Source organism: Azospirillum sp. RU38E, from assembly GCF_900188385.1.
Taxonomy (GTDB): domain Bacteria; phylum Pseudomonadota; class Alphaproteobacteria; order Azospirillales; family Azospirillaceae; genus Niveispirillum.
Map to the genome: position 1 here is coordinate 187,004 of NZ_FZOI01000008.1, position 19,182 is coordinate 206,185.

General features: G+C 66.4%; 19 protein-coding genes and 1 tRNA gene. 9 read left to right on the forward strand and 11 right to left on the reverse strand.

Annotated elements, in window-relative coordinates:
• Positions 1-68: 68 nt before the first annotated feature.
• Complete coding sequence (nth, locus tag CHB97_RS15270; RefSeq protein ID WP_244559558.1) at positions 69-752, reverse strand: endonuclease III; 684 nt, start codon at positions 750-752, stop codon at positions 69-71.
• 69 nt (positions 753-821) lie between these two features.
• Here nth and CHB97_RS15275 point away from each other — a divergent pair, with 69 nt between their 5' ends.
• A complete protein-coding gene (locus tag CHB97_RS15275; protein WP_089288839.1) occupies positions 822-1,379 on the forward strand; it encodes a DUF2244 domain-containing protein in 558 nt (185 codons plus the stop codon).
• A gap of 159 nt (positions 1,380-1,538) precedes the next feature.
• A complete protein-coding gene (purB, locus tag CHB97_RS15280) occupies positions 1,539-2,834 on the forward strand; it encodes an adenylosuccinate lyase (RefSeq protein WP_089288840.1) in 1,296 nt (431 codons plus the stop codon).
• A gap of 56 nt (positions 2,835-2,890) precedes the next feature.
• Here purB and ugpQ read toward each other — a convergent pair whose 3' ends face one another.
• From ugpQ to CHB97_RS15295, 3 genes are all read right to left on the reverse strand, one after another.
• Positions 2,891-3,646 carry a glycerophosphodiester phosphodiesterase gene (gene ugpQ, locus CHB97_RS15285; RefSeq protein WP_089288841.1) on the reverse strand — a complete coding sequence of 252 codons (756 nt, stop codon included), beginning with the start codon at positions 3,644-3,646 and terminating at the stop codon, positions 2,891-2,893.
• Between the two features lie 7 nt (positions 3,647-3,653).
• On the reverse strand, positions 3,654-4,784 hold the full coding sequence (gene aroB, locus CHB97_RS15290) for a 3-dehydroquinate synthase (protein WP_089288842.1): 1,131 nt from the start codon (positions 4,782-4,784) through the stop codon (positions 3,654-3,656).
• A gap of 277 nt (positions 4,785-5,061) precedes the next feature.
• Positions 5,062-5,658 (reverse strand): shikimate kinase, encoded by a 597-nt coding sequence (locus CHB97_RS15295; RefSeq protein WP_089288843.1) that lies wholly within the window; start codon positions 5,656-5,658, stop codon positions 5,062-5,064.
• 259 nt (positions 5,659-5,917) lie between these two features.
• Here CHB97_RS15295 and CHB97_RS26620 point away from each other — a divergent pair, with 259 nt between their 5' ends.
• The 3 genes from CHB97_RS26620 to CHB97_RS15305 are packed head-to-tail and all read left to right on the forward strand — an operon-like array spanning position 5,918 to position 8,876.
• Positions 5,918-6,055, forward strand: a complete 138-nt coding sequence (locus CHB97_RS26620) for a hypothetical protein (RefSeq protein WP_200819959.1) — start codon at positions 5,918-5,920, stop codon at positions 6,053-6,055.
• Complete coding sequence (locus CHB97_RS15300) at positions 6,039-7,862, forward strand: hypothetical protein (RefSeq protein WP_089288844.1); 1,824 nt, start codon at positions 6,039-6,041, stop codon at positions 7,860-7,862. The genes CHB97_RS26620 and CHB97_RS15300 overlap by 17 nt, the downstream gene beginning before the upstream one ends.
• A gap of 3 nt (positions 7,863-7,865) precedes the next feature.
• A complete protein-coding gene (locus CHB97_RS15305) occupies positions 7,866-8,876 on the forward strand; it encodes a site-specific tyrosine recombinase XerD (RefSeq protein ID WP_089288845.1) in 1,011 nt (336 codons plus the stop codon).
• 60 nt (positions 8,877-8,936) lie between these two features.
• Here the strand turns inward: CHB97_RS15305 and CHB97_RS15310 are convergent, their stop codons facing one another.
• From CHB97_RS15310 to CHB97_RS15325, 4 genes are all read right to left on the reverse strand, one after another.
• On the reverse strand, positions 8,937-9,524 hold the full coding sequence (locus CHB97_RS15310; protein WP_089288846.1) for a periplasmic heavy metal sensor: 588 nt from the start codon (positions 9,522-9,524) through the stop codon (positions 8,937-8,939).
• A complete protein-coding gene (locus tag CHB97_RS15315; protein WP_089288847.1) occupies positions 9,521-10,078 on the reverse strand; it encodes a hypothetical protein in 558 nt (185 codons plus the stop codon). Before CHB97_RS15315 ends, CHB97_RS15310 begins: the two co-directional genes overlap by 4 nt.
• A gap of 14 nt (positions 10,079-10,092) precedes the next feature.
• Positions 10,093-10,698 carry an RNA polymerase sigma factor gene (locus CHB97_RS15320; protein WP_089288848.1) on the reverse strand — a complete coding sequence of 202 codons (606 nt, stop codon included), beginning with the start codon at positions 10,696-10,698 and terminating at the stop codon, positions 10,093-10,095.
• 528 nt (positions 10,699-11,226) lie between these two features.
• Positions 11,227-12,624, reverse strand: a complete 1,398-nt coding sequence (locus tag CHB97_RS15325) for a nitronate monooxygenase family protein (protein ID WP_089288849.1) — start codon at positions 12,622-12,624, stop codon at positions 11,227-11,229.
• A gap of 180 nt (positions 12,625-12,804) precedes the next feature.
• Between CHB97_RS15325 and CHB97_RS15330 the strand changes: the two genes are divergently transcribed.
• Positions 12,805-13,248 carry a VOC family protein gene (locus tag CHB97_RS15330; protein WP_089288850.1) on the forward strand — a complete coding sequence of 148 codons (444 nt, stop codon included), beginning with the start codon at positions 12,805-12,807 and terminating at the stop codon, positions 13,246-13,248.
• 26 nt (positions 13,249-13,274) lie between these two features.
• Positions 13,275-14,072, forward strand: a complete 798-nt coding sequence (locus tag CHB97_RS15335) for an arylamine N-acetyltransferase (RefSeq protein ID WP_089288851.1) — start codon at positions 13,275-13,277, stop codon at positions 14,070-14,072.
• Positions 14,073-14,168: 96 nt separating this feature from the next.
• On the opposite strand, the gene CHB97_RS15340 is transcribed toward CHB97_RS15335, so the two are convergent.
• The 3 genes from CHB97_RS15340 to CHB97_RS15350 form a co-directional block, all read right to left on the reverse strand.
• Entirely contained in the window at positions 14,169-15,980 is a 1,812-nt protein-coding gene (locus CHB97_RS15340) for a potassium/proton antiporter (protein ID WP_089288852.1), read from the reverse strand.
• A 340-nt stretch (positions 15,981-16,320) separates the two neighbouring features.
• Positions 16,321-16,956, reverse strand: coding sequence for a demethoxyubiquinone hydroxylase family protein (locus tag CHB97_RS15345; protein WP_371333077.1), 636 nt, complete (start codon positions 16,954-16,956; stop codon positions 16,321-16,323).
• Positions 16,953-17,474, reverse strand: a complete 522-nt coding sequence (locus CHB97_RS15350) for a disulfide bond formation protein B (RefSeq protein WP_200819960.1) — start codon at positions 17,472-17,474, stop codon at positions 16,953-16,955. Before CHB97_RS15350 ends, CHB97_RS15345 begins: the two co-directional genes overlap by 4 nt.
• A 153-nt stretch (positions 17,475-17,627) precedes the next feature.
• On the opposite strand from CHB97_RS15350, the gene CHB97_RS15355 reads away from it, so the two are divergent.
• Together CHB97_RS15355 and CHB97_RS15360 are read left to right on the forward strand one after the other, a co-directional pair.
• Positions 17,628-17,713, forward strand: a tRNA-Leu gene (locus CHB97_RS15355).
• Positions 17,714-17,841: 128 nt separating this feature from the next.
• Positions 17,842-18,666 carry a class I SAM-dependent methyltransferase gene (locus CHB97_RS15360; protein ID WP_089288854.1) on the forward strand — a complete coding sequence of 275 codons (825 nt, stop codon included), beginning with the start codon at positions 17,842-17,844 and terminating at the stop codon, positions 18,664-18,666.
• Positions 18,667-19,182: the final 516 nt, after the last annotated feature.

A 19,182-nucleotide genomic window follows, 5' to 3' on the forward strand; every position in this document is an offset into this window, starting at 1 on the left:
GGCACGTGCCCGCGGGCCGGCAGTCGCCGGCCTTCAACCCGCCTAAAGCTTAACCTTTAGGCGGGCTGCTACTCCCTCGCCAGCGTCTTGGCCGGGTAATCGCAGAGGTCGTGCACCGGGCAGACGGGGCAATCCGGCTTGCGGGCCTTGCAGATGTAACGGCCATGCAGGATCAGCCAATGATGGGCGTGCAGCCGATAGGTCTTGGGCACCCGTTTCAGCAGGGCCTGTTCCACCGCCTCCACATCCTTGCCCGGCGCCAGCCCGGTGCGGTTGGAGACGCGGAAAATATGCGTGTCGACGGCGATGGTCGGCTCCCCAAAGGCGGTGTTCAGCACCACATTGGCCGTCTTGCGGCCCACACCCGGCAATTCCTCCAGATCCTCCCGCCGCTTCGGCACCTCCCCGCCATGTTTTTCCAACAATATCTGCGACAGGCGGATGACATTGGCGGCCTTGGTCTTGAACAGGCCGATGGTCTTCACATGGTCGCGCACCGTGGCCTCACCCAGTGCCACCATAGCGGCGGGGTTGTCGGCCAGGGCGAACAGGGCCTTTGTTGCCTTGTTCACCCCCACATCGGTGGCCTGGGCGGATAAAACCACCGCCACCAGCAGCGTATAGGGGTTGGAATATGCCAGTTCTGTCTGCGGATGCGGGTTGCTGGCGGACAGGCGGCGGAAAAATTCGTCGATGGCGGCGCGCTTCAAGGCTGGCATCCGGGGGCGGTCACGGGGGGTGAGGGGCACCATAGCCAGCCCCGGCGGTACCCGCAATTATCCCCGTTGCCCTGGAATATCGCTCCGCTATATTTTGGCCTGATGAATGATGCAGCGCCCGATCTTTCCCGCCCACCGGACAGGGATGCCAGCGCCGGGGAGACATTGACCCCGGTGGAGGAGCATGTGTTTTTCCATGCCACCATCCATCCCCATCGCAGCCTCGGCCCCAAGGGGTTTCGCCGCCTGATGGCCTGTGTGGCGGCGGCCAGCACGGCCGTGGGGCTGGCCTTTTTCCTCAGTGGGGCCTGGCCAATCGTCGGCTTCATGGGGCTGGATGTGCTGCTGCTCTATCTGGCCTTCAAGGCCAGTTACCGCAGTGCGGCCGATTATGAACGGGTGGAACTCACCAGCAGCCGGCTGCTGGTGGAACGGGTGCAGGCCAAGCGGCGGTTGCGCTGGAGTTTCCAGCCCACCTGGCTGCGCGTCAGCCTGGAAGAACCGCCGGGCCATCACAGCCAGATCACGCTGTCTTCCCATGGGCGGCATCTGGTGGTGGGGCGGGCGCTGTCCCCGCCGGAACGCCAGGATTTCGCCAACGCCCTGCGCGCCGCCCTGCACCGCTGCCGGCATCCGCATCTGGAAGAATTGTCGGTATAATCGCCAAGGGCGCGGATGCGTCTGCCCGGTGCTTGAGGGAAAATGTAAAAACCAAGGGACATGGCACCCTGTCCCCTCCGGCACTGGTCAGGGGGAATGCTTGCCCTTATGGTCCGCCCCGCCTTTCCCGCCACTTCTCTCGCGCCAGGGCCGACAACCATGATCCCCCGCTATTCCCGCCCCGAAATGACCCGCATCTGGGAACCGGAAAACCGGTTCCGCATCTGGTTCGAAATCGAGGCCCATGCCTGCGATGCGCAGGCCAAGCTGGGGGTGATCCCCGCCGAGGCCGCCAAGGCCGTGTGGGAGCGCGGGGCCTGGGAGATCGACCGCATCGACGAGATCGAGCGCGAGACCAAGCACGACGTCATCGCGTTTTTGACCAATCTGGCCGAACATGTCGGGCCGGAAGCGCGCTTCGTCCACCAGGGCATGACCAGCTCCGACGTGCTGGATACCTGTCTGGCCGTGCAGCTGACCCAGGCCGCCGACCTGCTGCTGGCCGATCTGGACAAGCTGCTGGACGCGCTGAAGCGCCGGTCCCTGGAACATAAATACACGCCCACCATCGGCCGCAGCCACGGCATCCATGCCGAGCCGACGACGTTCGGCGTGAAGCTGGCCGGCCATTACGCGGCCTTTGCCCGCAACCGCAAGCGCCTGGAAGCAGCGCGCGCCGAGATTGCCACCTGCGCCATTTCCGGTGCCGTCGGTACCTTCGCCAATATCGACCCGTTCGTTGAAGAATATGTGGCGGAAAAGCTGGGTCTGGCGGTGGAGCCACATTCCACCCAGGTGATCCCGCGTGACCGCCATGCCATGTTCTTCGCCACGCTGGGCGTCATCGCCGCGTCGCTGGACAATCTGGCCACCGAAGTCCGCCATTTGCAGCGGTCCGAAGTGCGCGAGGCGGAGGAATATTTCTCCCCCGGCCAGAAGGGCTCCAGCGCCATGCCGCACAAGCGCAACCCGGTGCTGTCGGAAAACCTGTCGGGCCTGAGCCGTATCGTGCGCGGCTATGTCACCCCGGCTTTGGAGAATGTGACCCTGTGGCATGAACGGGATATCTCCCACTCCTCCGTCGAACGCATGATCGGCCCCGACGCCACCGTGACACTTGATTTCGCGCTGGCCCGCGCCACCGGTCTGGTGGAAAAGCTGGTCGTGTACCCGGAAAATCTGCAGAAGAACCTGGATATGCTGGGTGGCCTGCATAATTCCCAGCGCGTGCTGCTGGCCCTGACCCAGGCGGGGATGAGCCGCGAGGACGCCTATCGCGCCGTGCAGCGCAATGCCATGCCGGTCTGGCTGGAAGGCAAGGATTTCCGCACCATGCTGAAATCCGACGCCGATGTGGTGCAGCATCTGGGCGAAGCGCAGATCGATGATGTGTTCGATCTGGCCTATCACACCAAACATGCGGACACGATTTTCCGCCGCGTGTTTGGGGAGTAAGTGTAAGGGGGGCGGTCATTCGCCCCCCTTTTTTTTCTTGCGGTGTGGGTGGCCTCTCAGCCCCGGCCGGTCAGCCCCTGCAGCAGGCCCTTGGGCGTGTCGGTGAACAGGCCTTTGACGCCCCAGGTGAACAGGCGGCGCGCCTCTTCCACCTCATTCACCGTATAGGCCAGCACCGGGCGGCCGGTGGCGCGGTAGGCGGCGATGCTTTCCGCACTTTCCCGTTTCGCATTGATATTGATGGTGGTGACGTCCAGCCGGTCGGCAATCTCCGCCCAATCGGCCGGCACCTCATCCATCAGGTAACCGCGCGGCCAGTGCGGTGCCACGGTTTTCGCCATTTCCAGCGCTTCCACCGAAAAGCTGCTGATCAGCGGCGGCGGCCGGTTGGCCGGCCACAGGCCCAGCGCCAGCGACAGGGCAATGCCCGCCGTCTGTTCATCGCGGCCGGGGCAGGGCTTGATCTCCAGGTTCAGGCCCAGATCCAGCAGGCTGGCCGCCTGGATCGCCTCCGCCAGGGTCGGCACCTTTTCGCCGCGAAATTCGGGGCTGAACCAGGAACCGGCATCCAGTTTGCGCAGATCGACGAAATCAATCTGCGCCGCCGGGCCATGCCCGTTGGTGGTGCGGTCCAGATCATCATCATGCAGCAGCACGGGCACGCCGTCCGCTGTCAGCTTCACATCCAGCTCCACCCACAGCGCGCCCTGCAATGCGGCGGTGCGCATCCCGGAGAGCGTGTTTTCCGGGGCATGGCGGGCGGCACCGCGATGGCCGATCAGGCGGGGGATGGAGGGGGCGGCGGCGGTCATCGCGCCTTCACCCGGCCAGGGAGGCGGCGAAGACCGCCTTCACATCATCCAGCGCCACATCGGCGCAGCGAAAGGCCTTGCCGATGCCGCGCGCCAGGATGAAGGTGACGCGGCCATCCTTCACCTTCTTGTCCTTGGCCGTATGGGCCAGCAGCTTTTCCGCCGTCCAGGTGCCGCCGCCCAGATGCGCCGCCGTCACCGGCAGGCCGACGGCAGCCAGATGCGCGCGGGCGCGGGCGGCATCCTCGGCCGGGCACAGGCCCATGCGCACCGACAGGTCAAACGCCATCACCATGCCGATGGCAACGGCTTCGCCATGCAGCAGGGCGTCGCCATAACCGGCCTCCGCCTCCAGCGCATGGCCGAATGTGTGGCCCAGATTTAGCAGCTCGCGCAGGCCCGATTCCTTTTCGTCCTGCGCCACGATGGCGGCCTTGGCCAGACAGGAGACACGGATGGCCTCTGCCAGCAGGGCGGGATCACCATCAACGATGGCCTGGCCCTGTTCTTCCAGCCATTGGAAGAAGCCGGGATTGTCGATCAGCCCGTATTTCACCACCTCCGCATAGCCGGCCAGCACTTCGCGTTTCGGCAGGGTGGCCAGCGTGTCGGTATCGGCCAGCACCAGACGCGGCTGGTGGAAGGCGCCGATCAGGTTCTTGCCATGGCGGCTGTTGATGCCGGTCTTGCCGCCCACAGAACTGTCAACCTGACTCAGCAGGGTGGTTGGCACCTGGATGAAATCCAGCCCGCGCAGCGCGATGGCGGCGGCGAAGCCGCCCAGGTCGCCCACCACGCCGCCGCCCAGCGCCACCAGCACCGTCTTGCGCTCAATCCCGCGCGACAGCAGCGCGTCCATCACCTCGCCCAGGCGGGACATCTCCTTCGATGCCTCCCCCGCCGGCACCACCACCGGTTCCAGCACCCGGGCGCCGCTGGCAGCCAGCGAGGCCAATAGCGGCGACAGGTGCCGTTCGGCTACATGGCTGTCGGTCAGCACCACCAGCGGCCGGCCCGGCACCACCGCCTGGATCAGCGCGCCGGCATCGGCCAGCAGGCCGGCACCGATATGGATGTCATAGGCGCGGTCATCCAAGGCGACGGGAACGATGCAGCGGTTGGTGCTGGGGTGCGACATGGGAAGATACTTTCCAGGGGGTAGGGCTGATCAGGGAACGCCGGCGAACCGGTCAACCACCTTGTTCCAACCCAAAATAAAGAAGGGAAACATGAGGGCGACCACGACAATGACGGGCACATCCCCCTGTTTCATCTGGGTTATGAACAAGTAGAGGAACAAGCCGACCGGTATGAGCATCCGGGCCAAATATCGTGCCATCGATCCCCCTGCGGTGTCGCCATGCCGGCATTAAAGCCGGGTCAAAAATGATCAGAACCGGGTTCAGTCCGCAATATTAATCCGCGTCATCTTCCGCTGGAACACCATCGGCTGCAACCCCGTCCCCCAGCGCCAGATGGGCGCGCAAGGCCGCCAGCACCCGTTCGGTGGTCTGGTCGGGCGGGCTGTCATCGCTATCCACGGTCAGGTCGGCCTCGGCATAGACGGGGTAGCGGATTTCCATCAGCCGGCCCAGAACCTCCCGTGGTTCGCCCTGGCGCAGCAGCGGCCGATGGTCGCGCCGGGCCGTGCGCTGGACCAGCAGGTCCAGGTCGGCGCGCAGCCAGACCGACAGCCCATGGTCGCGGATCATGGCACGGGTCTGCGCATCCATGAAGGCACCGCCGCCGGTGGACAGCACCTGGACCGGCGGCTGTTCCAGCAGCCGGGCGATGACGCGGCGTTCCCCATCGCGGAACCCCGCCTCCCCGAACCGGTCGAATATTTCCTGGATGGTGCAGCCGGCGGCCCGTTCGATCTCATGATCGGCATCCACGAAGGGCAGACCCAGCCGGGCGGCCAGCCTTTTGCCGATGCTGGTCTTGCCGGCCCCCATCAGGCCGATCAGCACGATGGTCTTGGGAATGGCGGGGCCGGAGCTTTTGGCGGACATGGGCTTTCTGATCCAATGAAGGCGGCCGGAATGTGGCAGCGTTGCCAGCCCCGGCACCGGGCGGTATGGTGGCGGGGTTGGCTTGGCCGGTGTCGGCGGTTTCCATAGCATGGGCCGACCGCCATCCGCATCCCCCAAGGCCGGGGGGCCGGCCCCGCCCCTGTGGCGGGGGGCCGGCAACCGGCCCGATCGGCCCCCGTTACGACGCGCCGGGGGCGGGATCGTTCCTTTTCCGTGGCGCGCCTGGAACCGGTTGTTCATGAGCAAGCTGTTGTCGATCCTGCTGTTGCTGATCCTGGTTACGGGGGTGGGCGGTTTTGCCTTCCTGGCCACCTGGGACATGCCGGCACCCTCGCAACCGGTGGAACGGGTGATACCGAATGACCGGTTCGGCTGATCGCCGCAGGGCGCCGGTGCGGGCGCTGCTGCTGGCCGGGGTGGCGCTGGGCCTGCTGGCCGGCCCTTCCCTGGCGCAATCGGGGGCGCCTGTGCCCCTGTTCCCCCAGGCCCGGCCGGCCGATCCGCCGCCGGCAGCGGTTCCCTCTACCCCCGCACCTGACCGGCCCTCGCCCGATCCGCTGGCGGCCCCGGTCACCGACGGGGTCGGGCGCAGCGCCCTGCCGCTGGACAATCCACCGGCTGACGGGGCGGGCGGCGATGCGGCTGCCAATGCCCCCAGCCCCCGCGCCCCCAGCGGCATGATGGTGGAGGAGTTGAAGGCCCCCGATCCCGATGGGGTCGGCACGCTGCGCGCCAATGAGGGCGGTTTTCCCGCCGATCTGTGGGCCGGCACCTCCCGCGTGGAGGCCGAAGCGCTGCTGGCCGGCATCCCGGCCGGCCTGTCCTCCCCCGCCCTGCGCGACGGCACCCGCCGGCTGCTGTTGAGCGTGGCGGACCTGCCCGCCGGGGAACCGGCAGCGCGCAGCCTGGCCGCCCTGCGGGTGGAGGCCTTGACCCGGATTGGCAATCTGGCCGGGGCCGATGCCCTGCTGGACATGACCAACGAACCGTTGAAGGACGAGGCGACGGCCACGGCCTGGACGGAACTGACCTGGCTGGCCGGCGACCGCGATCGGGCCTGCACCCGTGTCAGCGAATTGCTCGGCCGGTTCAACCATACCTCCTGGCAGAAATGGCAAATGGTCTGCCAGATCGCGGCCGGCAATACCGATATGGCCCTGCTGGGCACCGATATCCTGCGCGAACAGGGCGACAAGGACGATATTTTCTTCCGTCTGGCGGAGGCTGCTGCCGCCGCCCAGAAGACCCCGGTGAAGGGGGTGACGGACCCCACGCCGGTGCAACTGGCGCTTATGCTGGCATCCGGCCGCCTGCCCCCGCCGGATCTGAAGGTGGGCGCTGTCGGTCCCCTGGCGGCCCTGGCGCGGGCCGAGCAAATCCCGCTCGTGCAGCGGGTGGGCTTTGCCGAACGCGCCGCCCTGCTGGGCGGCATGGAGGCCACTTCCCTGGCCGCCTTTTATGAACAGGTGGAAGGCGGTGATGCCAAGGCCATGACGGCAGCGGCGGCCCGCAAGGCCACCCCCTTGTTCCGCGCCCAACTGGTGAAGGCGCTGCGTGCCGAACCGACCCCCGCCGCCAAGGCCGGCCTGTTCAAGGCCGGCATGGTGGCCGCCAGCACCAGCCAGCAGGCGGGCACCTATGGCCGGCTGTTGCTGGAACAGACGGCGGATTTCCGCCTGACGGTGGGCTTTGCCGTGGTGGCCCCGCTGGTGGCCCGGCTGGCCCTGCTGCAGGATGATCCCAAGGCGGCGGCCCCCTGGATCACCCTGGCCCGCGATGATTACAACGCCAACAAGGATGAAGGGGCCTTTGCCCGGCTCTGGCCGCTGGCCGCCGCCTATGGGCTGGTGCGGGAGGTGGAGATCGACAAGACCCGCTGGCTGCGCGATCTGGGCGGCAATGCTGCGCGTGATCAGGCCGATCAGGTGCTGTTGATCCTGTCGGCCCTGGAACGCACGCCCGATCCGCTTCCCCCCTTTGCCGATGGCAGCCCGGCGGGCGGCAAATCCAAGGCGGCGACATGGCTGGATGCGGTGGCGCTGCTGGGGCCGGAAGGGGTGGCCGGTGCGGCGGCGACGGACATTGCGGAGATTGTCGCCAATCTCAACCGTGCCGGCTTGAAGGATCAGGCCCGACGCTTGGCGGTGGAGGCCATGGCCAGCCTGCTGCGTCCGGTCGGCTGAGCCATGGCGGTAACGGGGGAAAAACCGGCCGGGGCCAAGGCGCGCCCCGGCCGTCCGCGCAAGGCGCCGGCCCCGCTGCCGCCCTGGGTGGATGGGTTTCTTGACATGATCGTGGCGGAACGTGCCGCCTCCGCCAATACGCGCGATGCCTATCGCCGCGATCTGGGCGATGTCGCGGCCTTCCTGGCCGCCCAGGCCCGCCCGGCGCTGGATCGGGCCAGCAGCGACGATCTGCGCGCCTATCTGGACCATCTGGCCGCCGATCAGGTGAAGGCAAAATCATCCGTGCGCACGGTGGCGCGGCGGCTGTCGGCCCTGCGGCAATATTATAAGTTCCTGGTGTCGGAAGGGGTGCGGGCGGAAGACCCGGCCTCTGTGCTGGACACCCCACGCCAGGGCCGGCCGCTGCCCAAGATATTGGGGGAGGCGGATGTGGTGGCCCTGCTGGCCGCAGCATCCCGCCGGGGCGCGCCAGAGGGGCGGCGGCTGAATGCCCTGCTGGAAATCCTCTATGCCACCGGCCTACGCGTCTCCGAACTGGTGGGGCTGCCGGTGGCGGCGCTGATGCGCGATGGCCGCGCCCTAGTGGTGCGCGGCAAGGGCGGCAAGGAACGGCTGGTGCCACTTTCAGTGCCGGCGCGCGAGGCGCTGACGGCCTATCTGCCCGACCGGCCCTATTTCATGACGCCGGGGCGGGAGGGCAAGCAGCAGCATTACCTGTTCCCCTCCCGCGCGGCGGCGGGCGTGCTGACCCGCCAGCGTTTCGGCCAGTTGCTAAAGGAACTGGCGATGGAGGCGGGCCTGCCCCCGTCCAAGGTCAGCCCGCATGTGCTGCGCCATTGCTTCGCCACCCATCTGCTGGACCATGGGGCGGATTTGCGCTCGGTGCAGAAGATGCTGGGCCATGCCGATATCGGCACCACGCAGATTTACACCCATGTGGTGGGCGAACGGCTGAAACAGACGGTGGAGCGCCACCACCCGCTGGCGCGCGGGTTGCCGAAGAAAGGGTAGAAGGGTAGGAGGCTGCCCGTCTGTCATTTCCCGGCCTCCCCCGCGTCAGCGGGGAAGGCATCATTGCGCAGGCGGCGGCGGGTTCACCATGCGGTCGCGGTTCAGCGGGATGGCACCCGGATGGGGTCCCATTCCGTCACCTGGTTCCCCCTCCGCCCCGCCACCTTCGACAAACCGACGGGAAAAGCGGGACTCGGCCAGTTTGCGCCGACCCTCCGGCGACATCTTCGCCAGGGCTTCCACGATTTCCGCAACGCGCGCCCGGTCCAACGCATCCCGCTTGGCGGAAAGCTGTTCAAACGCGGCCAGCAGGGCAGGGGCGTCGAACGGGTCAGCCTTCACCAGCTCCAGCATGGTTTCAAACTGGCCCCGCACCTCCGGCCCGGCCAGCCTGAACCGGTTGCCACCTTTCTCCAGCAGGTCCCGCAGGATATCCGCGTCGGCGGGGGGCAGGTCGTTCAGTGATTGACGAAGCAGCATCAGGTCACGCGCCGGCCCCGGCATGGCGCCGATGATACCGGGGCCGCCAGGGCCAGGGCCCGGCTGGCGGCTATGGCCCAGCCAGTCCGGCACCAACATGCCCAGCAGGAAAAGATTCAGGCCGACCGACCCCAGCAGGGCGGTCCGCAACAGGTTCTGGCCGCTCATTCAAACAGGCTTTCCAGGGAATAGGGGGCCAGGAACAGGGCGGGCAGGTTGCTGCCCGTCTCCTCCACAGCGTGCGATGCCATGGTGGCACCCACCGGTTTGGTGCTGGCGGAACTGGCGTGCAGCGGTGCCAGCATCCCCACCAGCAGGCCGCAGGCCGTGCAGCTGGCCAGACCGGCCGCGCGTGACCAGCCGGGGGAGGGCAGCAGTCCCCAGAGCAGCGCCAGCAACCGGCCTCGCCCCCAGCTTGGCGCCGGGCGCTGCGGTTTGCGGTTGCTGTTGACTGCCGGCCCCGGCAGCGGCAATGCCGCCAGCGCACCCGACACCACCCGGTCCAGCCGGGCCGCATCCACCTGTGGCGCTGGCATGGCATCCAGCAGCGCATCCAGGGCGGCGGCTTCCCGCAGGGCCACCCGCGCCGCATTGGAACGGGTCAGCAGCGATTGCGCTGCCGCGCGCTGTTCGGCTGGCCAGCGGCGCATGGCTGCGCCATGCATATCCAGCATCTCCCGAAAGGCGGCCAAATCCATGGCGCCCGTTTCGGGTTCAGCCATCCTGTCTGTTCGGTTCATCCTTCATTCTCTCCCACCCCGGTGACCCCCATCGCCGCCAGCCGACCGCGCAAGGCGCGTCGTGCCCGTGCCAACAGCGACTCGACGGCGGGGACGGAAAGCTCCATGACCCGTCCCGCCTCGGCAGCACTCATCTCCTCATAATAGCACAGGGAAATGGCTGCCCTCTGCCGTTCCGGCAAATCGGCCATGGCCGATGCCATTTGTGCCGACATTTCCCGCCGCGCAATCACGGATTCCGCACCCGGTGCCGGATCGGCCATTTCCGGGGCATCCTCCAGCGGGGCGAAGCCCGGCCGGCGGCGGCGGTCGATACAGAGATTGACCACCACCCGGTGCAGCCAGGTGGAAAAACGGGCGCTGCCGCCCGCCTGCCACTGCCCGGCGCGCGCCCACACGCGCACCCAGGCTTCCTGTACCACCTCGTCCGCTTCCCCGGCACTGCCCAGGATACGCTGGGCAACAGCCAGGGCGCGCGCCGTGTGCCGGTTGGCCAGCACCGCAAACGCCGCCCTGTCGCCGTTGGCTATGCGGGCCAACAGCCTGTCGTCATCCAGCAACGGCTCCACCGCTTCCTTGGGAGTCGGCACGGCAACCTTCATCGTCACACCTTGGTTCCATGTGCCCCGCCAGGTACCTCTTCCCGTCAGGGCCGTCTGGATGTGCGGCCATGTTTGGCTGCCCATGCTTTATACGGGCCGCCATTCGGGAAGCTGTCGGCCGGGGGCCTCCCCTCTTGCATAAAAAAGCCGGAAAAAAAATGCAACAGCCGCGAAGGTTTTTCTTGAGTGTGACGTATAAGCAATATCGCCACCCGATACGACGCCCCATTGGTATCGGGTTGCTGGCGGACGGTGCCCACCCGTCCGGCCATCGGTTTTGGCGATCAGGGTACCGTCCCCGGCCCCTGCCGGCCCGCCTCCCCCGCCCCTCTTGGCGGGTGGCGCGGGCCGGGGGCGGACCCCTTTCAGCTTTTCGTTCTTGATTATCTCTTCCCCAAAACTAAGGGCCCCGCCAGTGGCGGGGCCCTCTTTTGTGCGCTCGGCGATGGTAATGCGCGGGCACGAACCCGCGGGCCAGCGGTCGCTGGCCTCCAATCCGCCAAGGGTCAAACCCTCGGCGGATTGGTATCAGTACCCGCTGGCGATGCGGTCGACCAGTTGCTTCACCGTCGGTACGAAGCCGTCCTTGTACCAAGGGTCGCTGGCGAAGCGATAAGCATTGTGGCCAGCGAACATCAGCTGGTTTTCCACATCTTCGGAATGGGAGATGTTCTGCAGGGTCTTCTGGATGCAGAAGGAACGCGGGTCGGCGCGGCGACCGGTGGTGCCTTCCTCATTCTGCGACCAGTTGGAGAAGGCGCAGGCCGACAGGCAGCCCATGCAATCCACCTGATCCTTCAGGATGCGGCGCGATTCGTCCGGCGTGACGAAGACCAGCGTATTGTCCGGCGTCTTCAGGCCCGTGGTGAAGCCCTGGGACATCCAGCCTTCCGCATGGTCCTTGTCAGCCTTGGTGACATAGACCGGGCGGCCGCGGGGCCCCAAAGCCAGCTCATCCGTCAGTTCGCCCACCGGTTCGACGGAAAACGCGATCTGCCGTTCGGAGCGCTGGCGCAGGTTTTCCAGGAACGGGTTGCGCACCGCTGACGAATAAAAGCCGGTGGGGGAGAAACGGTTCAGGAAGACGTCGCCGGCCTTCAGGGTCAGCAGGCGCTGCTTCCAGGCCTCCGAAATCGGGCTTTCCTGGGTCAGCAGCGGGCGGGTGCCGAACTGGAAGGCCACCGGGCCGATTTCCGGATTATCCAGCCAATGTTCCCATTCCGACAGCCACCAGACGCCGCCGGCCATGATGACGGGGGTTTCGGTCAGGCCGAAACTGTTCATCATCTGGCGCAATGCTGCGACACGCGGATAGGGATCTTCCGGCTTCTGCGGGTCTTCGCTGTTGGACAGGCCATTATGGCCGCCGGCCAGCCACGGGTCTTCATAGACCACGCCGCCCAGCAGATTGGGGAACTTGTTGAAGGCGCGCAGCCACAGGGCGCGGAAGGCGCGGGCCGAACTGACGATCGGGTAATAATAGACGCCGAACTTGGCCGCGATTTCCGCCACCTTATAGGGCATCCCGGCGCCGCAAGTCACCCCATGCACCAGGCCCGGCGCCCCTTCCAGGATGCCATGCAGGATTTCCTCGGCCCCGCCCATTTCCCACAGCACATTGACATGCAGCCGGCCTTCGCCGTTGGACATTTCATGCGCGATGCGGGCCTGGGCGATGCCGCCCTGTATGCCATAGGCAATCAGCTCTTCATGCCGGCCGCGCCGGGTCTTGGAATGATAGACCTGATCCAGGATATTGCCATCAGCATCATAGCTGTCGGCATTGACGCCGGAGAAGGTGCCGACACCACCCGCCGCCGCCCAGGCGCCGGAGCTTTGCCCGTTGGAGACGGCAATGCCCTTGCCACCCTCGACGAGCGGCAGCACTTCCTTGCCGGATATCAGCAGCGGCTTAAGCCCCTTCACCTTGAACCTCCAACCCAACCAAGCATGTTTACCGCTCGCGCCGGCGGGGGCCGGTACGATTCCATGGCGTGCATATAGGAAAAGCTATCGCAGCGAAAGGGGCGCTGGCCAGTCTGACGATATTATGCTGACGTAGGGGAAGGTGGCGGGGAGGCCACCCATGCCCAAGGAGGCCCGGCAATGCCCATGGAATTGACCGCCCCCAGCCCGCGCGACGGGCTGGTGACACCCTGCCTGCGCTATCACGACGCCCGGGCGGCCATCGACTGGCTGACCCGTGTGGTCGGCTTTCAGCCGCATCTGGTGGTGCCGGGTGCGGCGGAGAATGAGATCATCCATTCAGAGCTGGTGCTGGGGGCCGGCATGGTGATGCTGGGATCGGACAAGCAAGATCAGTATGGTTTCCATGCCCCCGGCCCGGACGGGCGGGGGGCCGCCTGCCTGTGCTTCATTATACAGGATGTGGATGGGTTGCTGGCGCGGGTGCGGGCGGCAGGGGTGGAACCGCTGGAAGGCGGCATCACCGAGACCAGCTATGGCAGCCGCGCCTTCACCATCCGCGACCCCGAAGGCCATGTCTGGCATTTCGGCACCTATGACCCCTGGCAGGCACCCGCCGCCTGAACCGGACCAACAGGGAAAATATCCATATGTTCGATCTTTCCGCCTATCTGGCCCGCATCAGGCTGGACGGCCCGGTTTTGCCCGATCTGGCCGGGCTGCACGCCATCCATACCGGCCATACGGCCAACATCCCGTTTGAGAATCTGGATATCCAGATGGGCCTGCCCATCCGGCTGGAACCCGACGCCATCACGGCCAAGCTGGTGGGGCAGCGGCGCGGTGGCTATTGCTTTGAACAGAACAGCCTGCTGGCCCTGGCCCTGGCCGCCATCGGCTTTGCCCCCCGCCGCCGGCTGGCGCGCGTGCGCATGGGCGGGGAGCCGGGCGGGCGCAGCCACCTGCTGCTGCTGGTGGCGGTGGAGGGGCAGGATTATATCACCGATGTCGGCTTTGGCGGTTCCTGTCTGGCCGAACCGCTGCCGCTGCGGGTGGGGGAATATGACAGCGGCGGGGAGCTCTGGCGCCTGCGCCCGTCCGACTGGTCACCGGGCTGGGAGCTGGAACTGCGGCGCGACGGGGAATGGTCGGGGCTTTACTGGTTCGGCGATGAGGCGGTGGTGGATGCCGATCTGGCCTTCGGCAATCACTTCACCGCCACACATCCCGGCTCCCGTTTTGTGCAGAACCGTGTCGCATCGCGCACCACCCTGCGGGAACGCCATACGCTGCTGAATGGCCAGTATCGGCGGCGGCTGGATGGGGTGCTGGTGGAGGAACGGCAGATCAGCGACGAGCGGGAATTCCGCGCCCTGCTGGCCGAACGGTTTTTCATTGAGTTGCCGGATGATGCATTGCTGCGCCCGGTAGAGGGGATCCGTGCCTAGCGCCACCAATCATCATCAATGACCGAGAGTATCAATGACCGAGAGTACGGTGGGGACCGCCGCCCTGCCTCCGGTTCGCTGCCTTTCCGTCATCGGTTACTCCGCCGCGTCGGCGGCGGGTTTTTCCGGTGGGCGGCGTCGGTGGCGGGGCAGGCGGCGGCGTATTTCCCGCCAGCGGCCGCGCAAGGCATCCAGCCCGCCGGTGGGCGGGGTCAGGTCGATGCCGATCAGGCTGGCATGGTCGCCTTCCATGGCGGCGACGATCAGGTCAATTTCCCCCACCCGCACCCGGTCACCCAGGGCCGGGGTGCGGCCCAGCCGCTGGCGAATATAATCGGCCAGGGTGTCCCTGCTTTCCCCGCCCGTCTCAAACCCATACATGCCGCCCACGGCGGCGGCCGGCATGTCGGCCTGAATCTGGAAATCACCGGCCGGGCGTTCCTGCAGGGCCTTGGCCCGCCGGCCAAACAGCCGGTCCATCACGGCCAGCGCCTCCTGGTTGCCCATGGCCAGCACGGTGTCGCCCGGTTGCAGGCCCACCGCATCTTCCGGTCGCACCGGGCGGCCATTCTGGATCAGTGCCAGCAGCTGCACGCTTTCCGGGATCAGCAGCCGGCCCCGCCCGCGCAGCGCCGCTTCGCTGTCGCGCGCCACGGTGAAGACGGCCAGCTGGCCGCTGCCATCGGGCAGGTCCACATCGGCACGGCTGGGCGGGTCGGGCTGCGGTGGGGCCAGCAAGCCCAGCAGCCGGGCCGCCGGCCCCACCGTCCAGCCCTGGATCAGCAGGGACAGCAGCACCACCACAAAGGCGACAGCGAAATAGGCATCGGCCCCCGGCACCCCGGCCAGTACCGGAATGGTGGCCAGCACGATGGGCACCGCCCCGCGCAGCCCCACCCAGGACACATAAATCCGTTCCGTCAGGGTGAAACGGAAAGGGGCAAGGCAGAGGAACACCGCCAGCGGCCGCGCCAGCAGCATCAGCCCCACCGCCACCAGCCCGCCCGGCAGCAGATAGGGTTCCAGCCGCGACGGGGTGACCAGCAGGCCCAGCATGACGAACAGGCCGATCTGGGCCAGCCAGGCCAGCCCGTCATGAAAGCGGCGGATCAGCCGGTCGGCCTTGTGCCGGCGATTGCCCAGGATGAAGCCGGCCAGATAGACGGCCAGGAAGCCCGAGGCCCCCGCCGCCTGCGCGCCGCCGAAAATGAACAGGGAGAAGGAGACGGCCAGGATGGGATAAAGCCCATCGGCCAGATCCAGCCGGTTAACCAGCCAGACCAGCAGAAAGCCGCCAGCCAAGCCCAGGGCCGCCCCGCCGATCAGTTGCTGCAGGAATTCCAGCGCCAGCATCGGCAGCGACAGGCCGGCGGGGGTCATCACCATTTCCACGGCCAGCACGGTCAGCAGCACGGCCATCGGGTCGTTCAGGCCGGACTCCACCTCCAGCGTGGCGGAAACCCGCCCGCGCAGCGCCATGCCGCGCAGGTTCAGCAGGAAGAAGACGGCCGCCGCATCGGTCGATGCGATGATGGCCCCGACCAGGAACCCCTCCGCCCAGCCCAGACCCAGCAGGAAGGATGCGAGCGCGCCCGTGCCCACCGCCGTCACCAGCACGCCCAGGGTGGCCAGGCTGAAGGCGGGGCCGCGCGCCAGCTTGAACGTTTCGGCCGGTGTGCGCAGGCCGCCATCGAACAGGATGACAGCCAGCGCCATGCTGCCCATCAGATAGGCCAGATGGAAATCATGGAACTGAATGCGGCCCGGCCCATCCTCCCCTGCCAGCATCCCCAGCCCCAGGAAGACCAGCAGCAGGGGCGCGCCTAAGCGGGAGGAAACGCGGCCAGCCAGAATGGACAGCAGCAGCAGCAAACCCGCCAGGAAGATCGCCTCATTGATGGCTTCCACTGCCGTCCCCCCTTCCACCGGTCCCGCCCACGCATCTTATCGGATCGCGGCGTCGATGATGGTTAAAACATCACGATTGTGGCGGAAACGGCACAGGGGCGGCACCTGTGCAAAAGGACAGGCAGGCAGAAAATTGGCCTCGGGGAGCGTATTATAAAAGGGGAACGCTGTCGGCCAGGCGGACCGGTGCCATTTTGCGGGGACTTCCCACCGCATCCCTTTATTGTCTCTGATCCGCATGGTGGCAGCAGCAAGCCCCCTTCATCGGCGGATCGTTCTTTTGACCGCTGGTCTTGGCGACGGATGCCGTGGCCCCGCTTCTGATCAAGGCCAATGGGCGTCAGAACCGTTCCGACAGCCAGATGGCGGCCCGCGCGCCGGCCTTGATCAGGCCGGACAGCACGGGATACCCGGCCGCCAGCTCCGCCTCATGCGCCAGGCCGATATCGCGGTGCTCCAGTTCCTCGGCGCGGAACTGCTCGATGGTCTGCTTCAGTGGGGCCTGATCCGGCCCCAGCTCTTCGGCCTGGGCGGCATAATGCTGGTCGATCACGGTTTCCACCGCCACGGTGCAGGCCATGGCCGCCCGTTCCCCCAGCAGGGCCGTTCCGGCCCCCAGCGCCCAGCCGGCCACATGCCAGAAGGGCTGCAGCCCGGTGGGGCGCACCTGCTGCTCGGCGATCAGCCGGTCGAAGGTCTGCTTATGCACCTGCTCCTGTTCCGTCATATGGCGGATCAGGTCGCCCTTGGGCCCTTTGCCCAGCACGGCCAGCTGGCCCTGATAGATGCGCACGGCACCATATTCCCCGGCATGGTCCACCCGGATCATCCGGTCCAGCGTCGGGGCCGGGTCGCCGGGCAGGCGGCGGGGCCGGCCCGGCTCCACCGGTGTCGCCGTATTTGGCCCCAGCGGGCGTGGCGTCAACAGGGAGGCGGCCGGCACGCGTGTTGGCTTTTGCTGCGGATCGCTCATCATGCCCCCTTCTGCGCGCTGGCGGCGATAAAGGCGAATAGGGCCAGCGCCCCACTGAAGATGGCATTGAAAGCGGCGATGGAAATGCCGAACAGCGACCAGGGGATTTGGTCGCAGCGGGTGACGGGGGCGGCCAGGATGGCGGCGCGCAAATCCTCCAGCCCGCCGCTGCCGCCCATCGGGGCGGTGCAGGCGGTGAAGCCCTGCCACCAATGCTGTTCCACACCGGCATGGAACAGAGCAACGGCGGCCCCGCAGAGCAAGGCCGTGCCGCCCAGATTCAACACCAGCCGTCGCGCCCGTGCCGGCGTACCCGGCACCAGGCCGGGCAGCAACAGGGCAATGGCGGCAAAATAGGCCCATCGCTGCCACCAGCACATCTCACACGGGGCCAGCCCACCCAGATATTGTGAGCCGAAGGCGATGGTCAGGGCCGTCATGCTGGCGGCGATCAGCCCCAGCATCGGCAGGTGGCGGTGGCCCAGCAGGCCGGCGGCAGGTGTGGTGTCGTTCTGCATCATGCTGCTTATATAGCTGGCGCGGCCGCGATCCGGAAAGGCCCCGCTTGCGCCGGGGCCGGGGGCGGATGGCCGCAGCGATTTTTCTGCACGAAATCGGTTGACCGCGCGCCACAGTTCGTTCATATGCAGAGCCCTTGCGTCAGCAAGCCCGGTGCCCCCGTGGCGGAATGGTAGACGCGGCAGACTCAAAATCTGTTGCCGGCAACGGCGTGTTGGTTCGAGTCCGACCGGGGGCACCACCTTAAAATCCCAAAATATATCCGGTTGATTGCGCATCTCTGTGGGTGGCGCCCGTATCCTGCTTGTTGCCTGGATGCTTCAAGGATAGCTTCCTTTCCTCCATGACAAGAGAGGGAAGGACAAGCCCATGGTTTCCCGCCTGATCCATTCATTGCTGCTGGGGGCGACCCTGCTGGCGGCCCCAGCGCTTACCGCCCATGCTGCCGACCTGCCGGCGGCCTTGGCGCCCGTGCTGGCCGGCGACCATCGTTCAGAGGCGAATCGCGCCCGCGATGTCTGGCGTCATCCGGTGGAAACGCTGGATTTCTTCGGCGTGGCGCCGGGCCAGCGCGTGGTGGAAATCTGGCCGGGGGCCGGCTGGTATTCAGAGGTGCTGGGGCCCTTGCTGCGCGACAATGGCACCTATATTGCCGCCACGCCGGATACCAATGGGGCGTCGGATGGCATGAAGGCGTCGGTGCAGCGCTTCAAGGACAAGCTGGCCGCCCGTCCCGACCTTTATAAGGGGACACAGCTTGCCGCCTTCGGCCCCAATGCCCTGGCCTTCGCTCCGGCCAACAGCGTGGACCGGGTGCTGACCTTCCGCAATGTGCATAATTGGATGGCGGCCGGCTGGGCTGAACAGGCTTTCAAGGCCATGTTCGCCGCCCTGAAGCCGGGCGGCGTGCTGGGCGTGGTGGAACACCGGGCCAATAATGACCAACCGCAAGACCCGAAGGCCCCCGCCGGCTATGTCCGTCAAGATTACGTGATCAAGCTGGCCACCGATGCCGGCTTCAAACTGGTCGCGCTGTCGGAGGTCAATTCCAACCCGCGCGACAGCAAGGATCATCCGCAGGGCGTCTGGACCCTGCCGCCGACCCTGGCCCTGAAGGATAAGGACAAGGATAAGTATCTGGCGATCGGGGAAAGCGACCGTATGACCCTTCGCTTCGTCAAGCCGGGGGCCTGATCGGTCAGCCATGCAGGGGGAGCGGTCATCTCCCCCTGCCCAAGCCCGATTTTCGGGCTTACATTGGGTTGGTCACAGGGATGCAACGGGTCGTTCATTTTTCTTCAAAAAACTTGTTGCATCGGTTTTATCATACGCCTATACAGCGCCTCCCACGACGACGGGCCGGTTGGTTTGTCAAGTTGTGGGGCGGGGTGGTGGTGGTTTTGGCCAGTATCACCGACGGTTCTTTGAAGGTTTAGGCCTTCGGACAAGTGGAATGATCTATCGTGCTGTTGGGCATTGTGTCTGCTGGACTTGGTTCTGGTGGATTGATTGCTTGATGGTCCGTTGACCGGATTGGTTCTATGCTTTTTGTAGCGCTTTGGCGCTGCGGAGAAAAAAGTTCAGAGCGGTGAAAAAAACGGTTGACGGGTTGGTTGGAGGTGTTTAGAAAGCGCTCCACCAACGACGGCGGCGCCGCTGCCGACGATGGATTTGCAGTCTCTGGCGGATGCGCTGGTTGACTGCGCGGCA

What these genes read in the sequence shown, in the direction of transcription:
- ugpQ (WP_089288841.1), bottom strand. Translation starts at nt 3,646, where the DNA reads ATGACCGCCGCCGCCCCCTCCATCCCCCGCCTGATCGGCCATCGCGGT.
- CHB97_RS15330 (WP_089288850.1), top strand. Translation starts at nt 12,805, where the DNA reads ATGCCCATGGAATTGACCGCCCCCAGCCCGCGCGACGGGCTGGTGACA.
- CHB97_RS15305 (WP_089288845.1), top strand. Translation starts at nt 7,866, where the DNA reads ATGGCGGTAACGGGGGAAAAACCGGCCGGGGCCAAGGCGCGCCCCGGC.
- nth (WP_244559558.1), bottom strand. Translation starts at nt 752, where the DNA reads ATGGTGCCCCTCACCCCCCGTGACCGCCCCCGGATGCCAGCCTTGAAG.
- CHB97_RS15295 (WP_089288843.1), bottom strand. Translation starts at nt 5,658, where the DNA reads ATGTCCGCCAAAAGCTCCGGCCCCGCCATTCCCAAGACCATCGTGCTG.
- CHB97_RS15320 (WP_089288848.1), bottom strand. Translation starts at nt 10,698, where the DNA reads ATGAAGGTTGCCGTGCCGACTCCCAAGGAAGCGGTGGAGCCGTTGCTG.
- CHB97_RS15275 (WP_089288839.1), top strand. Translation starts at nt 822, where the DNA reads ATGAATGATGCAGCGCCCGATCTTTCCCGCCCACCGGACAGGGATGCC.
- CHB97_RS15345 (WP_371333077.1), bottom strand. Translation starts at nt 16,956, where the DNA reads ATGATGAGCGATCCGCAGCAAAAGCCAACACGCGTGCCGGCCGCCTCC.
- purB (WP_089288840.1), top strand. Translation starts at nt 1,539, where the DNA reads ATGATCCCCCGCTATTCCCGCCCCGAAATGACCCGCATCTGGGAACCG.
- CHB97_RS15300 (WP_089288844.1), top strand. Translation starts at nt 6,039, where the DNA reads ATGACCGGTTCGGCTGATCGCCGCAGGGCGCCGGTGCGGGCGCTGCTG.
- CHB97_RS15360 (WP_089288854.1), top strand. Translation starts at nt 17,842, where the DNA reads ATGGTTTCCCGCCTGATCCATTCATTGCTGCTGGGGGCGACCCTGCTG.
- CHB97_RS15350 (WP_200819960.1), bottom strand. Translation starts at nt 17,474, where the DNA reads ATGATGCAGAACGACACCACACCTGCCGCCGGCCTGCTGGGCCACCGC.
- CHB97_RS15335 (WP_089288851.1), top strand. Translation starts at nt 13,275, where the DNA reads ATGTTCGATCTTTCCGCCTATCTGGCCCGCATCAGGCTGGACGGCCCG.
- CHB97_RS15310 (WP_089288846.1), bottom strand. Translation starts at nt 9,524, where the DNA reads ATGAGCGGCCAGAACCTGTTGCGGACCGCCCTGCTGGGGTCGGTCGGC.
- aroB (WP_089288842.1), bottom strand. Translation starts at nt 4,784, where the DNA reads ATGTCGCACCCCAGCACCAACCGCTGCATCGTTCCCGTCGCCTTGGAT.
- CHB97_RS26620 (WP_200819959.1), top strand. Translation starts at nt 5,918, where the DNA reads ATGAGCAAGCTGTTGTCGATCCTGCTGTTGCTGATCCTGGTTACGGGG.
- CHB97_RS15315 (WP_089288847.1), bottom strand. Translation starts at nt 10,078, where the DNA reads ATGGCTGAACCCGAAACGGGCGCCATGGATTTGGCCGCCTTTCGGGAG.